The organism is Chryseobacterium oranimense (assembly GCF_900129755.1).
GTDB classification, from domain to species: domain Bacteria; phylum Bacteroidota; class Bacteroidia; order Flavobacteriales; family Weeksellaceae; genus Chryseobacterium; species Chryseobacterium oranimense.
In genome coordinates this window covers 57,869-73,452 of the sequence record NZ_FQWT01000006.1, presented here as the reverse complement: position 1 = coordinate 73,452, position 15,584 = coordinate 57,869, and the positions used below count along the sequence as shown (strand labels likewise).

The following is a 15,584-nucleotide window of genomic DNA, read 5'->3' as shown; positions in this document are numbered from 1 at the left end:
CTTCTGATTTTATTTCAGCAAAAATCGTTTTAATTCTTCAAAATCTGCATGTATTTCTACAGTTTTTTTCTCCTTTTTCATGAGGGAATACAAAGCCTCAGGCACCTCAATAGTGATATGGGCTGCTTTTTCCGCGGCTTCAGGGAATTTTACGGGATGTGCGGTTCCAAGTATCAGTCCTTTTTTACCCGGATTTTCATTCAGGTATTGTTCCAGGGAAGCAAATGCAACTGCGCTGTGAGGATCTAGGATATATTCATATTTTTCATAAACTTCTTTTATAGTTTCTAATGTTGATGCATCATCGATGGAATATCCCGAAATCATCTTTTTTAATGAATCAAACTGATGCCCGAAAAGCTCCAGAATCCTTGTGAAATTACTTGGATCACCCACATCCATGGCATTGGATAAGGTGGGCACAGCTTTTTTAGGATGGTACTGACGGTTTTTCAGATAATCGGGGACCACATCATTCTCATTGCAGGCAGCAATAAAATGTTCTGCAGGAAGTCCCCGGAAATAGGTAAGGAGTCCTGCACAGATATTTCCGAAATTTCCGCTTGGGACACCAATCACCGGATCCTGGCTTTCGTGTTGTTTCCATTGCTTTAAAGCTAGTAAATAATAAATCTGCTGTGGGAGCCATCTTGCGACATTAATAGAGTTCGCCGAAGTTAAAAACAGTTCGGTATTAATACTTTCATCCGAAAATGCCTGTTTCACAAGGTTCTGGCAGTCGTCAAAATTACCATCCACTTCCAGCGCAGAAATGTTTCCTCCTAATGCAGTAAGCTGTTTTTCCTGAACGACACTTACCCTGTTTTTAGGATAAAGAATCACAACATTGATTCCCGGTACATTGTAAAAACCATGAGCAACAGCTCCTCCGGTATCTCCGGAAGTGGCAACAAGCACCGTTACCTTTTTATCCTGATCCTTCAGGAAATAGGAAAGGCATCGGCTCATAAAGCGGGCTCCCACATCTTTAAAGGCTAAAGTAGGCCCATGGAAAAGCTCAAGAATAGAGATTCGCTCATTGATTTTCTTCAAAGGAATATCAAAGCTGATGGTCTCTGCTGCAATATTTTTCAATACATCTGCAGGAATTTCATCACCGATAAAATCTTTCATACATCTGAAAGCAATTTCTTCATCAGAATACAAATGCAGATTTTTAATAAATTCTTCATCAAACTGAGGAATAATTTCCGGGAAGAAAAGTCCTTTCTGGCTTCCCTGGCTTTTTATAGTGGCTGTTTTAAAATCAACGGTTTCCTGCCTGTTTTTTAAATTATAATATTTCATTGTTTTTAATTTGTTGGGTTCATCATTGATCATTCTTCAACGATTTCAATTCCGGAAGGGTTTATTTTTGATACGTATACAAAGCTCATGATTCCAATTTCATTATATACGGATTTCATCAGCTGTGCAATTTTTTCTGCTGTTTCTTTTTCTTCCGCAAGCATGAAAATGGAAGGGCCTGAACCGGAAATTCCGCCTCCAAGTGCTCCGGCTTCCATACTTTTCGTTTTGATCTCTTCAAATTTCGGAATCAGAATGCTCCTTACAGGTTCTATGATCACATCATTAAGGCTTCTCCCGATCAGGGAAATGTCATTTTTAAGGATTCCGGCTACCAGTCCGGCAATGTTTCCCCATTGTTCAACAGCATCTTTTAATAAGATATTTTTCTTTAGAATCTGCCGGGCATCGGAAGTCTTAACTTCTACCTGCGGATGTACTGCAGCAGCATACAGATCCGGGCTTCTCAGTGGAATAATATCAACAGGAGAGGAGGATTTTACCAAAGTGATCCCTCCATAAATGCATGGAGCAATATTATCCGCATGGCGGACTCCCGAAGCAAGTTCTTCCCCGAACATGGCAAAGTGCACCAATTCCTCATCAGATAAAATATTGCCCAATAAGGCATTGGCTCCAAAAGCGGCTCCGGCGGCGCTAGCCGCGCTGGAGCCGAGCCCGCTGCCCGGCTTGATATGCTTACGGATCGTTACTTCAAAACCTGTCGTCAGGTTTAATTCCTGCACGATATTTTGCAGTACAACACCCGCTACATTTTCTGACGGATTTTCCGGAAGTCCGAACTGGTCTTCATGCCTGATTATGATCTCCGGCTTATCCAGCAGTTTCAGTTCCATTTCATCATAAGGTTCATGAATGGCCATTCCAAGGATGTCAAACCCGCAGACAAGATTGGCAACGGTAGCGGGAACCTTTATTTTTATTTTTTTCATATTATTTATTTTAAACTGAACGTATAATATCTGCAAAAACACCGCTTGCTGTTACTTCAGCACCTGCCCCTGCACCTTTTACAACCAGAGGCTGTTCGGAATACCTTAAAGTTTTGAAGATAACAATATTGTCTTTGCCATACAGGTGATACAGGTCACTTTCCGGAGCTACATGCTGAAGGCCTACTTTAGCTTTTCCATCCTTAAATTCAGCAGTATATTTTAAAATTTTGCCCTTGTTTTGTGCATCATTCACCAGATTTTTGAAGTGATCTTCATATTCAGTAAGTTTTTCATAAAAATTCTCTACGCTTCCCTGAAGACATACCTCCGGCAGAAAACTTTCATTCTCAATATCTTCGAACTGAAGCTGATAGCCTGCTTCTCTTGCCAGAATTAAAATTTTCCGTGCTACATCTGTTCCTGTGAGATCCAGACGGGGATCCGGTTCTGTAAAGCCTTCCTTCTGTGCCTGGGCAACAACTTCTGAAAAGGTTCTGTTCCCGTCATAATTGTTGAAAACAAAATTCAGGGTTCCGCTTAAAACAGCCTGGATAGATGTAATTCTGTCCCCGCTTTTGATGAGGTCATTAATGGTACCGATAACCGGAAGTCCTGCGCCTACATTGGTTTCAAAATAGAAACGGCAGCTATGGTTCCGGGCTGTATTTTTTAAATTTTTATACACTGCAAAATCTGAGGAAGCTGCGATTTTATTGCAGGCAACGATATTAATGCTTCTTTTTAAGAGGCTTTCATATACTGCCGGAACTTCTGAACTGGCTGTAATGTCAATAAAAACAGAATTCCGCAGATTCCTTGAAATGATTTCTTCTGCAAAACCATGAATGGATGCTTCAACCCCTCTTTCACTCCAATTATTATAATCATTTTCGGAGATTCCCTGGTCTGAAAAAATCATTTTCCGGCTGTTGGAAAGTCCTGCTATTCTTAAATTGATCAAATTGTTTTCGCGGAGGTAAGCATTCTGCTCAAAGATCTGTTCTACAAGTTTTGAACCTACATTTCCGGTGCCGCACAGATATAGATGTACCTGCTTGATTTCGGATTCAAAAAATTCTTCATGAAGGACATTAACTGCTTTTTTAGTGTCTTTTTCTGAAATTACAATACTGATATTTCTTTCTGAAGATCCCTGGGCGATAGCTCTGATGTTAATGCCGTTGTTACCCAGGCATCCGAACATTTTGGCGCTGATCCCGCTTCTGTTTTTCATATTTTCTCCTACCAGCGCAACAATTGAAAGCCCGGTTTCTATTTTTACAGGAGCAGTTCGCTGAAGTTTTATATCGTCGGCAAATGATGAATTGACCGCATTTTCTGCATGATAAATATCTTTTTCATTAACGGCTATTGTGATAGAATGCTCCGAGGATCCCTGGGTAATGAGAATAACGTTGATTTTTTCAAAGCTGAGACACTGGAAGAGTCTGGCAGAAATTCCGGGAATTCCAACCATTCCGCTGCCTTCCAAAGTAAGAAGAGCAATATGACTCATATTAGAAACCCCTGCAGCAGCTTCTTTGATTTCATCTGACGACATTTTCAGATTATGTGAAACCAGAGTACCGTGGGCATCCGGCTCAAAAGTATTTTTAATCTTAAGGTCAATATTCTTTGCCATTACCGGCTGTATGGATGGCGGATAAAGCACTTTAGCTCCAAAATGGGAGAGTTCCATCGCTTCATGATACGAGATTTCCGGGATTGGTTTTGCATTGGAAACTAATCTTGGATCTGCGGTCATCATGCCATTCACATCGGTCCAGATCTGAAGTTCTTCAGCTGAAACTGCTGCTGCAATGATGGCTGCGGTATAATCTGAACCACCTCTTCCTAAGGTCGTAGCATTTCCGTTCTGGTCGCTGGCAATAAAGCCCGGAGCAACGATAATCTGATTTTTATGATTGGCTGCAAAATTCTTTAAATTGTGATCTGTCATTTCAAAATCTACTTTTGCATGGCTGAAGTTACTGTCTGTTTTAATCTGATCAGCCGAATTCATCCACAGACAATCCAGCCCTTGATACTGAAGTCTCGCCGCGATAATGTTAGATGACAAAAATTCACCATATGAAGTGATTCTGTCTTTGATTTTATCTGTGAATTCACCCAGAACGAAGATACCGTTATAAATATCTTCCATATCGTTAAAATGTTTTTTTACGAAACTGAGCCATGAACTTTGCTCCAAAACAGGAATCAGTTCTTTAACGAGCTGTAGGTGGTTTTCTTCAAGATCTTTGATGACCGGGATATAGTTTTCATTTTTAGCAGAAGCATACTCAGCTGCTTTTATCAGTTTGTCGGTAACACTGTGAAGTGCTGAAACTACAACAATAACTTTGCTTTGTAAAGCTTCTTTTTTAATAATATTTTCTGCCAGAATAATATTCCGGGCATTGGCAACTGATGTACCGCCGAATTTTAAGACTTTCATCTGATGGGTATTTGAAGTTGGGTAAAATAAGAGAGGTTACTCTTTAAAAAAAGAGTACGGGTACAGGAAATAATATGTGAAAATTTACCCCGCTACGGGGTAGTTGTTGTAGTTGTGAATGTAGAAACAGATGATAATGCCGAAAGTAATTCCGGTACAGAAATATCTGATATGTTTCTTAGAAAATTCATTCTTTACCGAACAAATGTACAAATTATTTGGAGATAACAAAATTATTTATGAGAAATGATCATACATAAATCAATTCAAGCGTATCATTTTCTGAGAATTTGGATACCTGTTTGTTTAGGCTTTGTTTTAAAAAGTATATTATTGATATTTGTATAACCTAACAATCAAATCTTAAAATATGAAAAATTTGAAAAAACTTTCGAGAGAAGAAAAAAGCAGAATCAGTGGCGGTTTTACCGAGTTTCAGATTGAAACATGCGGGGGTGCGGCCTATGTATGTTTCCGTGGTGGCGGCGCATGGGGCTGCTGGAGAACTCCCGGAGGAACCTGTTACCCTCCGATGGTGTAATATTTCCTCAGTAAATTAAAAAAGGTTGCCTCAAAGAGGCAACCTTATACTATTAAAATTGATGAGTTCACCAATTTTTAAGAAGTGGCTAAACATTTTGGGGCGCTGCCACATACTCCGGGAATGCATACTTCACCGGGTTTACAATAAGTGTCACACTCGCTTGCTGTTCCGCCATTGATGCTTTTCAGACATTCTTTGTCTAATTTTTTTAAATTTTTCATAAGTAAGGATTTTGTTTGGTTCCTTAAATATATGAAAAAATTATTTTATGCTTTTTGAAAGATCCAGCATCGCTTCAATCGGCTTCAAAGCTCTTAAACGAAGCTCTTCGTCGATAAGGATTTCCGGAAGCTCGTATTTCATACACAGGTAAAGTTTCTCCATGGTATTGCGTTTCATGTAGAAACATTCTGAACAGTTGCAGCTCTCGTCAAAAACAAGAGCAGGGATAAGTTCTTTATGCGGTGCACGTTTTTTCATTTCGTGAAGAATTCCTTCTTCTGTGGCGATAATGAATTTCTGGCAGTCGTCTTTCTCTACAAAATTCAATAGGGCAGAAGTAGACCCAATGAAGTGCGCAAGTTTCAGTACGGCTTCCTCACTTTCCGGATGGGCAATTAATTTTGCATCAGGATTGTCTGCAAGCTGCTGGGCAATTCTTTCCATCGAAAATGCTTCATGCACGATGCAGCTTCCATCCCAAAGGATCATATCACGGCCGGTTTTTTTAGATAGATATCTTCCCAGGTTTTTATCCGGCGCGAAGATGATCGGACGGTCTTTTGGAAGTGCTTCGATCACGGTTTCCGCATTGGAACTGGTTACAATAATATCACTTTCAGCTTTGGTCTCTGCATTACAGTTGATATATGTCGCAATCAGGGCATTCGGGTGTTGCTCGCGCATTTTTCTCAGGCCTTCACCTGAACATCCGTCTGCCAGGGAGCATCCAGCCATAGTGTCGGGAAGAACTACTTTTTTAGTTGGATTCAGGATTTTCGCAGCTTCCGCCATGAAATGGACTCCGCAGAATACGATCATGTCTGCATTGGTTTCTTTAGCCTGTCTTGCCAGCTGCAGGGAATCACCCAGGAAATCAGCGATATCCTGAATTTCTCCCGGCTGGTAATAATGGGCCAGGATCACTGCATTTTTTTCTTCTTTAAGTTTCAGAATGGCTTTCACCAATTCTTCTCCTTGAGGGATTGCTATATCTTTTATATCCAAAAATCCTCTTACAGGAATGGCAGATTTAGCTTTTTCTAATGTTTCGGTACTCATATCAACCTCAATGTTTTTTGATTATAGAAGTTAGAGATTAGAAATTAGAGGTTAGAATATCAGGTATGACTTAAAATAAGTAATTTAATGTCATGCTGACTTCTAATTTATAGTTTCTAGTTTCTTTCTATAAATTTTTTTATTAAACTTTCTATTTCTTTTTTTGCTTCATCAAGATCGGTATTGATAACGATCTCGTCAAACTCTTTCGCAAAGGTCATTTCTTCTCCTGCCTTTGCTACACGGGTTTTGATGGTTTCTGCATCATCTGTGTTTCTGGAGATCAATCTTCGTTCCAATTCTTCTATGGAAGGCGGCTCAATGAAAATGGAAAGAGCTTTTTCTCCAAAATATTTTTTTAAAGAAATTCCACCTTTCACATCCACATCAAAGATGACCACTTTTCCCTGATTCCAGATTTTTTCCACTTCAGATTTTAAAGTACCGTAATATTTGTCAGTATACACTTCTTCATATTCTACAAAAGCATCTTCCGCTATTTTCTGTCTGAATTCGTCCGGACTCAAAAAATGATAATCCACGGCGTGCATTTCGCTTCCTCTGGGCTGTCTTGTAGTGCATGAGATTGAAAATGCAAGTTCCGGAAATGTTTCCAGAGAATGTTTTACTAATGTAGTTTTTCCGCTCCCCGACGGTGCTGAAAATATGATAACTTTATTCATTTTGTTCCGGGTTCCGGGTTTTGAGTTCCGGGTTTAATTCCGCTTTATTGTTAACTCGAAATCATCCCGCATCTCGTACCCCGTAACTTATAATACGTTTAACGTCTGCTCTTTAATTTTTTCCAGATCATCTTTCATCATAACCACCAGTTTCTGGATCTCTGCATGGTTGGCTTTTGAACCTAAAGTATTGATCTCTCTTCCGATTTCCTGAGAAATAAAACCAAGTTTTTTTCCGTTGAAATCTTCATTATCCATTACTTCTTTATAGTATTTAAGATGCTGGGTGAGTCGTACTTTTTCTTCTGCAATATCAAGTTTCTCCGTAAAATAGGCCATTTCCTGGTAGAAACGTGTTTCATCTACATTTTCAAATTCTTTTAAAGACTTCTGGTAGCGTTCTTTCACAGCAATGATTCTTTCTTCTTCAAAAGGAATGACTTCGGAAAGATACTGATCAATATTCTGGATATTTCTTTCAAGTTCTTCATGTAAAATAGCGCCCTCTGCTTTTCTGAATTCCATAAAACGGTCTACTGCGGCGTGAACGATTTTGGCCAAAGCCTCCCATTCACCTTCCGTAAGCTCGTCGGGTCTTGATGTAATGGCGTCAGGAAGCCTTACAGCCATTTTCAGGTATTCAAAGTCCGGACCGTCAGAAGCGATGTTACGAAGTTCATTGATATAAGCATCTATTAAACTCTTATTAATTTTCACATCGTTGGATTCTTCCAGATTTTCCAGATTGATGTAGCAGTCTACCTTTCCACGGATAATTCTGTCGTTAAGGATTTTTCTGATTTCGAATTCTTTCTCTTTATAACGCAAAGGAACTTTGATATTTAAATCAAAGCTTTTGCTGTTCAGTGATTTAATATCGATCGAAATCTTTTTACCTTCAAAAACACCTTCGGCTCTGCCGAATCCCGTCATTGATAAAATCATAGTTTTTTATTGTTGTACAAAGATAAACATTTAAATTAGCACTGTGAAAAATTTGATTTCTGTTGTAGGCCCCACTGGAATAGGCAAAACAAGACTGGCAATTGATCTGGCAAAGCATTTCAATACCGAAATTGTTTCCTGTGATTCACGCCAGTTTTTTAAAGAAATGAAAATAGGGACGGCATCACCTTCTGAAGAAGAGCTTGCAGAGGCTCCCCATCATTTTATAGGTAATCTTTCGGTTCAGGACTATTATTCTATCGGGCAGTACGAGGAAGATGCCCTGAAAAAGCTCAACGAACTTTTTACTGATCATGACACCGTTATTTTAGTCGGTGGAAGCATGATGTATGAAAAAGCTGTCATTGAAGGTCTGAATGATCTGCCTGAAGCTGATGAAGCCAACCAGAAGAAATTACAGGAAATTTTTGATCATGAAGGGATAGAAAAGCTTCAGGAAATTTTACAGGATCTGGACCCCGAATATTTTGAAGTGGTGGATGTATACAACCACCGGAGACTTTTACGGGCTATTGATGTAATCTGGCAGACGGATAAAAAATATTCCGAGCAGATTGCTGTTTCCCAGGATTCAAGGGATTTCAATGTAATTCGCATTGGTATTGAAGCTCCGCGAGAAGAGCTTTATGACCGGATCAACAGGAGAGTGGATATAATGATGGAGAAGGGTTTACTGGCAGAGGCGGAAAGCCTTGAACCCTATAAAGATCTTACAGCATTGAAAACCGTGGGTTATTCTGAATTATTTAAATATTTTGACGGTGAATGGGACCTGGATTTTGCCGTTTCCGAGATCAAAAAAAACAGCCGCAGGTATGCAAAACGTCAGCTAACTTGGTACCGAAAGGCAGATGATATTCATTATTTACCTTTAGGATATTCTCAGAAGGATTTTGAAGACCTTTTGGGATGGATTTCTGTACAATTTCAAAAATAAATATTTCATATTTAACCATTAAGAATCATTGAGTTATTTAAGATAAGCTTTGCTTTCAATTGCATAAGCTTTAAAAACTATTTGGTTTTCTTAATTAGACATAATTTCTCCAATAATCTTAATGATTAAAGAAGCTTCAAAATTTAGATCGAGCAGATGTTTGTGTTATTTTGTGAGCTTTATTTTTATTGGCTGGGGTTACGATAAATAAAAGCGGCCCCTGAAAATCAGAGACCGCACTAAAAACAATATAATAATAATTTACTACTTCCAACCGCCGCCAAGAGCTCTGTAAAGATCTACAATGCTGCTCAGTCTTTGTCTTTTTATGGAAGCAAAATTCAGTTCAGCCTGCAGAGAATTTCCCTGAGCTGTAATCACTTCTAAATAATTGGCCATACCGCCTTTGTAAAGCATTTCGGCACTTTTTATTCCGTTTTTCAATGTGGTTACCTGTTCCGCAGCTTTTTGTTCCTGAACTTTCAGGCTTTCGTTGGAGACTAATGCATCAGAAACTTCACCTACTGCATTTAATACAGATTGACGGAAAGCCAGAACATTTTTCTCTCTCTGGATTTTAGCTACATTAAGGTCTGTTTTCAACTGTCTTTTCTGGAAAATAGGCTGGGTAATACCTCCTAATACAGATCCAAACAGAGAGGCCGGGATCTGGAACCAGTTATCGAATTTGAAGGAATTCACTCCTCCGTTAGCTGTAATTTTCAAAGCAGGATACATATTTGCCTGAGCTATTCCCACCATAGAATTGGATTCCAGTAAAACCAGTTCCTGCTGGCGCACATCCGGACGGCGGCTCACCACAGCTGCTGGAAGCCCTGCTGAAATATTCTGTGGTAAAGAAGTATCGGACATTTCAATTGTTCTGTTAATTTTAGTCGGATTTTCGCCTACAAGAATACTTAATGCATTTTCCTGAATGGCAATATTCTGTTCCAGCTGAGTGATCAGAAGTTCTGTAGACTGTTTCTGAGCAGTTGCCTGCTGAACGCCTAAAGAAGTTGTATCACCGCTTTGCCACATCTTTTCAGTGATGGAAAGGGTATTGGTGCTGAGTTCCAGGTTTGCTTTTGCAATCTGAATCTGTTTATCAAGCATCAATAAATTATAATATCCCTGGGCAATAGCTGCTACCACCTGGGTTTGTACTGCTTTTGTTGCTTCGTAAGTCTGCAGATACTGCATTCTTGAAACTTCCTGCTGGTTTTTGATCTTACCCCAGATATCGGCTTCCCATGAAAGGTTGAATGCCGCATTATAATCTTCAACGTGATTTTGACCTAAGAATGAGTTTAAGCTCTTCCCGTTCATACTGTTTTCTGATGGTTTGGAAATCTGCGCCGACACTCCGAAACCTACATCAGGATACTGAAGGTATTTGGCCTGTTTCAGTTTCTCCTGTGAAGAAGCTACCTGTTTTAAAGCAATCTGAAGATCGTAGTTGTTTTTGATTCCTTTCTCAATCAATTCCTGTAGAATAGGATCGCTGAAAAACTGTTTCCATTCCAGGTTGGCGATGCTTGCCGTATCAGCGGTAGCTGTGTACTGGAATTTTTCCGGAAGCTGAAGATCTGGTTCCGAGTACGCCAGTTTGGACACACACGAAACCGAGGCTACAGCCAATATAAAAGCTAGAAAAATATTCTTTATTCTTTTCATAATTTTTTAAATAAATTTTTAATTGAGTACAAAAACTTTGAGAAGTAGTGTCGCAAATTGTCTTTAGTAGGAGAGTGGTTTGCTTTATGGACTATTAAGGATATTGAAGAAACCTCAAAAGTTCACCGAAAACTTAATTTTAATATCTCAAAGTTTTGTACATCATTTATTTATTAATGAGCCGCTGCTAAAAGTTCCTCCTGCTGTTTTTTCAGAAGTCTTCTCTTTTTTCTGCTTGGCATTTTTTCATGCAGATACTGGAAGATCACATACATCACCGGAATAATGAAAATCCCGAATACCACTCCTGTAAACATTCCTCCTACGGTACTGATCCCGATAGAATGGTTACCTTTTGCCGCTGCACCCTGCGTCCAAACTAAAGGAAGCATACCAATGATAAAGGCAAATGAGGTCATAAGGATTGGTCTCAGACGTAATCTTGAAGCCTGAAGTGCAGATTCCACCAACGTTTTTCCGGCTTTTCTTCTCTGAACGGCAAATTCTACAATAAGGATCGCATTTTTGGCGAGTAGCCCTACCAGCATGATCAGTCCTACCTGAACGTAAATATTATTATCGATTCCGGCTAATCCCGTGAACGCAAATACTCCGAAAATTCCTGTAGGAACTGTAAGTATAACAGCAAACGGAAGAATATAGCTTTCATACTGTGCCGCCAATAGGAAATACACGAACAATATACTTAAAAGGAATACGAATGCTGTCTGACCACCTGTTTTAATCTCTTCACGGGTAATTCCGGTCCATTCATATCCGAAACCTCTCGGAAGTGATTTCTGGGCCACTTCTTCTACTGCTTTAATGGCATCACCTGTACTGTAACCCGGTTTTGGAGTTCCATTAATGGTAACAGCAGTAAACAGGTTATTTCTTGTCACCGTTTCAGGTCCGAAAGTTCTTTTCAGAGTTACTAAAGTCTTTACAGGAACCATTTCTCCTGCATTGTTTTTCACATAGATTCCTTCCAGGGAATTAGCATCCGTACGGTAAGGAATATCTGCCTGAGCCATTACTCTGTAGTATTTTCCGAATCTGTTGAAATCCGAAACGAAGCTACTTCCGTAATAGATCTGCATAGTCTGCATCAGTTCCGTTACGGATACTCCAAGTTGGTTGGCTTTATCCGTATCTACATCAATCGTGTACTGTGGATTTCCGGCAGCATATGTCGTAAATGCAAAGGCAATTTCCGGACGTTTCATCAGTTCCCCGATGAAGGCCTGTGTGGTTGCTCCCAATTGTTCATAAGAACCGTTGGTTTTATCCTGAAGCATGAATTCAAAACCGGAAACGTTACCGAAACCTTGTACAGTAGGGAAGTTGAAGAAGAATGCGTTGGCATCTTTTACCTGGGCAACCTTTCCTGTCAGCGTAGCTGCAATCTGATCCGGATCTTTCATTTCGCCGCGGTCTTTATAATCTTTAAGTTTAATAAACCCTGCAGAATAAGGGGAGGCGTTTGCATTACTGATGAAGTTCATCCCATCTGCTACCCAAAGGTGGTTCATGGCTTTTTCGCTCTTTACGATCTTATCAATCTGTTCCGTAGCTCTGTTGGTTCTTTCAAGTGAACTTCCCGGAGGAGTATTCACAGCGTACAGAACGAATCCCTGGTCTTCCGTCGGGATAAATCCTGTAGGAGCTTTTTTGATCAAGAAAACACTTCCTGCAATGATCAGTGCTAAACCTCCCACAGCAACCCACTTGTTTTTGATTAAAAATTTAAGACTGTAGATATATTTTCTCGTCATATTATTAAAGGCCACATTGAACGCGTTGAAAAACTTCGCTCCAAAACCTTTTTTCTGACTGTGTTCTCCATGTTCTCCCTGAGGATCATTCAGGAACAGGGCGCATAAAGCAGGACTCAATGTCAATGCATTCACTGCTGAAATCATAATGGCAATAACCAATGTGAAAGCAAACTGTCTGTAGAAAACTCCCGCAGGTCCCTGCATGAACCCAACCGGAATAAATACAGCACACATCACCAAAGTAATTGAGATAATGGCTCCGGAAATTTCACTCATGGAATTCGTGGTTGCCTGCTCTACCGGCATTCCGGTATGCTCCATTTTAGAATGGACGGCCTCTACCACCACAATGGCATCATCCACTACAATACCAATGGCGAGTACCAAGGCAAACAGCGTCAACATGTTGATACTGAAACCAAACAACTGCAGGAAGAAGAAAGTACCGATAATAGCAACCGGAACTGCAATTGCCGGAATCAATGTAGATCTGAAATCCTGAAGGAAAATATATACTACAATAAATACCAGGATAAATGCAATAACCAATGTTTCAACTACCTGGTGAATAGACGCATCCAAAAAGTCTTTGGAATTGTACATAATGATCGGTTTTACTCCTTTCGGAAGTGTAGTTGAAAACTGATCTACCTGTTTTTCAATCTCAGAAAGAATGTCATTGGCATTGGAACCTGCTGTTTGCAGAATAGCGAATCCTGCTACCGGTTTTCCGTCAACTCTGTTGGTTGCCGTGTATGTATAGGAACCAAATTCTACTCTGGCTACATCTTTTAATCTTAAGAATGAACCATCATTATTGGCTTTGATGGCAATATTTTCGTAGTCGCCGTTCTGGTTTAGTTTCCCTTTATACTTTAAGATGTATTCGTAAGTTTCCTTACTTCCCTGTCCAAGACGTCCTGGTGCAGCTTCAAGGTTGTGGTCTTTGATGGCTGCCATTACTTCCTGTGGAGAAAGGTTATTGGCCGCCAGACGGTCCGGCTTCAGCCAGATTCTCATGGAGTAATCCATTGTTCCGAAAACCTGGGCCTGGGCAACACCCGGGATACGCTGTATCTGAGGGATGATGTTGATTTTAAGATAGTTTTGCAGAAACAGCTCGTCATATTGTTTGGGGTCTTCACTGGTTAATCCCATGAACATGATCATACTGTTCTGAACTTTCTGTGTGGAAATTCCAGCCTGAACTACCTCCTGAGGAAGCTGGCTCATGGCTTTGGACACACGGTTCTGAACGTTTACCGCAGCATTGTCAGGATCTGACCCCTGCTTGAAGAATACGCTCAGTGTCATAGTACCGTCGTTACTGGAGTTGGATGTCATGTAGGTCATGTTCTCAACCCCGTTTACAGCCTCTTCAATAGGCGTGGCTACTGATCTTGCTACCACTTCTGCGTTCGCTCCCGGATAAAAGGCGGTTACCTGAACACTTGGTGGCGCAATGTCCGGGAACAGGGTAATCGGCAGATTGAAAACCGAAAGTGCTCCCAGCAATAGCAATATGATGGAGATGACCGTTGAAAGTACCGGTCTTTCTATAAATTGTTTTAACATAAGAAGTTTATTTTTTTAAGTCTTCTGTATCAGGATGGATTACAAAGGTTTAGCTCTCAACAGGCTGTCGGATGAAATGGTTTTCGGCTTGATAGAAACACCGTCTTTTAAATTTCCGATTCCTGTGTATACGATTTTTTCTCCTGGGGTAACTCCTTCAGATATAAAGTAATAGCCTGATGTTTTTCCTGAGATCTTAACCGGTTTGCTGGTTACCTTGTTGTCTTTTCCTAAAATATACACATAGGTTTTATCCTGAATTTCAAAGGTAGATTCCTGTGGAATTATGACAGCGTTGGAAAGCATCTGAGGCATACGCACTCTTCCTGTATTTCCGGTTCTCAAAGTTCCCTGTGCATTCGGGAAAACAGCGCGGACACTTATGGCTCCGGTTGTTTTGTCAAACTGGCCGTCTACAATGCTCATCTTTCCTTTTTCAGGGTAAATGCTGTTGTCGGCGATAACGAGTTCTACCATCGGCATGTTTTTCAGTTTTTCTTCCAGGCTTGCTCCCGGATATTTATTCTGAAATGCAATAAAATCGAGTTCACTTAAAGAGAAATACGCGTAGATTTCGCTGATATCCGATAGTAAGGTCAATGGATTAGGATCTGTTCTTGAGATCAGGCTTCCTTTTTTGTAAGGAATTCTTCCGATGTATCCGCTTACCGGTGCTGTGATCGTTGTAAATCCTACGTTGATTCTTGCACTTCCTACCGATGCTTTAGCTTGTGATGCTGCGGCAACGGCTGCGGCATAGTTAGCTTTTGCCGTTTTTAACTGTACGTCAGAAACGACTTTTGCGGCTACCAGAGGCTGAAGTCTGTCTACTTCCACTCTGGCTTTTTCAATATTGGCATTGGCAGCCTGGAGATTGGCCTGAGCCATATTCACCTGCTCGCCATAGCTTCTTGAATCTATTTTAAACAGAGGCTGTCCGGCTCTTACGTAAGAACCTTCCTCCACGTAGATCCTGTCCAGGTATCCGTCTACCTGAGATCTGATCTCTACGTTATTTTTACCCTCCAGTGCGGTAGGAAATTCCTGATATGTTGTAGCTGGAGATGTAATCACGGTATAAACCGGAAGCTCCGGTGCAGGCGGCGCTGCATTGGAACCTTCTGCTGCTTTGGTGCAGTTCTGCAAAAGGATAATACTAGATATAAGTACAATAAACCTTATTTTTCCAGGTATTTTCATTGTTGGTTTAATTTTTTTAATGAAGTGTTAGATTTAAGTAAAAGTTGTTCGTTTAATAAATTATGTTATTTTTTCTAACAGTGTTAATGATTGATTTAAAAAAAATTTCAGAATTTTTAATAAAGGAGTCAGATCGTCATTTTCATAATAGTTTCCTTGTTTAATGTTGAGTATGTATATATAATGAGGTGTATTAATTAAGTGTTAATTTATCTAACAGT

Annotated in this window: 12 protein-coding genes; 2 read left to right on the top strand and 10 right to left on the bottom strand. The window is 40.1% G+C overall.

All coding sequences use genetic code 11. From position 1 onward, the window contains the following. Window positions 1–9: 9 nt before the first annotated feature. From thrC to thrA, 3 genes are read right to left on the bottom strand one after another with little or no spacing between them, the layout of a single operon-like run. Window positions 10–1,308, bottom strand: coding sequence for a threonine synthase (gene thrC / locus BUB03_RS17150; protein ID WP_073065761.1), 1,299 nt, complete (start codon window positions 1,306–1,308; stop codon window positions 10–12). Between the two features lie 29 nt (window positions 1,309–1,337). Further along, entirely contained in the window at window positions 1,338–2,261 is a 924-nt protein-coding gene (locus BUB03_RS17145) for a homoserine kinase (RefSeq protein ID WP_073065481.1), read from the bottom strand. Between the two features lie 10 nt (window positions 2,262–2,271). Continuing rightward, window positions 2,272–4,722, bottom strand: coding sequence for a bifunctional aspartate kinase/homoserine dehydrogenase I (thrA, locus tag BUB03_RS17140; protein ID WP_073065478.1), 2,451 nt, complete (start codon window positions 4,720–4,722; stop codon window positions 2,272–2,274). 370 nt (window positions 4,723–5,092) lie between these two features. Between thrA and BUB03_RS21945 the strand changes: the two genes are divergently transcribed. Further along, window positions 5,093–5,263 carry a bacteriocin-like protein gene (locus tag BUB03_RS21945; RefSeq protein ID WP_155859162.1) on the top strand — a complete coding sequence of 57 codons (171 nt, stop codon included), beginning with the start codon at window positions 5,093–5,095 and terminating at the stop codon, window positions 5,261–5,263. Window positions 5,264–5,340: 77 nt separating this feature from the next. Here BUB03_RS21945 and BUB03_RS21940 read toward each other — a convergent pair whose 3' ends face one another. From BUB03_RS21940 to BUB03_RS17125, 4 genes are all read right to left on the bottom strand, one after another. Further along, the gene (locus BUB03_RS21940; RefSeq protein WP_155859161.1) at window positions 5,341–5,487 is read right to left on the bottom strand and encodes a bacteriocin-like protein; all 147 of its coding nucleotides are present in this window, start codon (window positions 5,485–5,487) and stop codon (window positions 5,341–5,343) included. Window positions 5,488–5,527: 40 nt separating this feature from the next. Beyond that, window positions 5,528–6,547: a quinolinate synthase NadA gene (gene nadA / locus BUB03_RS17135; protein ID WP_040998260.1), complete on the bottom strand. Its 1,020-nt coding sequence runs from the start codon at window positions 6,545–6,547 to the stop codon at window positions 5,528–5,530. 116 nt (window positions 6,548–6,663) lie between these two features. Continuing rightward, window positions 6,664–7,230 (bottom strand): guanylate kinase, encoded by a 567-nt coding sequence (gmk, locus tag BUB03_RS17130; RefSeq protein ID WP_073065475.1) that lies wholly within the window; start codon window positions 7,228–7,230, stop codon window positions 6,664–6,666. A gap of 87 nt (window positions 7,231–7,317) precedes the next feature. Further along, complete coding sequence (locus tag BUB03_RS17125) at window positions 7,318–8,175, bottom strand: YicC family protein (protein ID WP_040998256.1); 858 nt, start codon at window positions 8,173–8,175, stop codon at window positions 7,318–7,320. A gap of 43 nt (window positions 8,176–8,218) precedes the next feature. On the opposite strand from BUB03_RS17125, the gene miaA reads away from it, so the two are divergent. Beyond that, window positions 8,219–9,133, top strand: coding sequence for a tRNA (adenosine(37)-N6)-dimethylallyltransferase MiaA (miaA, locus tag BUB03_RS17120; protein WP_073065472.1), 915 nt, complete (start codon window positions 8,219–8,221; stop codon window positions 9,131–9,133). A gap of 264 nt (window positions 9,134–9,397) precedes the next feature. Here miaA and BUB03_RS17115 read toward each other — a convergent pair whose 3' ends face one another. From BUB03_RS17115 to BUB03_RS17105, 3 genes are all read right to left on the bottom strand, one after another. Further along, complete coding sequence (locus tag BUB03_RS17115) at window positions 9,398–10,810, bottom strand: efflux transporter outer membrane subunit (RefSeq protein WP_073065469.1); 1,413 nt, start codon at window positions 10,808–10,810, stop codon at window positions 9,398–9,400. 173 nt (window positions 10,811–10,983) lie between these two features. After that, window positions 10,984–14,163: an efflux RND transporter permease subunit gene (locus BUB03_RS17110; RefSeq protein ID WP_073065467.1), complete on the bottom strand. Its 3,180-nt coding sequence runs from the start codon at window positions 14,161–14,163 to the stop codon at window positions 10,984–10,986. Between the two features lie 39 nt (window positions 14,164–14,202). Then, complete coding sequence (locus tag BUB03_RS17105) at window positions 14,203–15,363, bottom strand: efflux RND transporter periplasmic adaptor subunit (protein ID WP_073065464.1); 1,161 nt, start codon at window positions 15,361–15,363, stop codon at window positions 14,203–14,205. Between the last annotated feature and the right edge of the window lie 221 nt (window positions 15,364–15,584).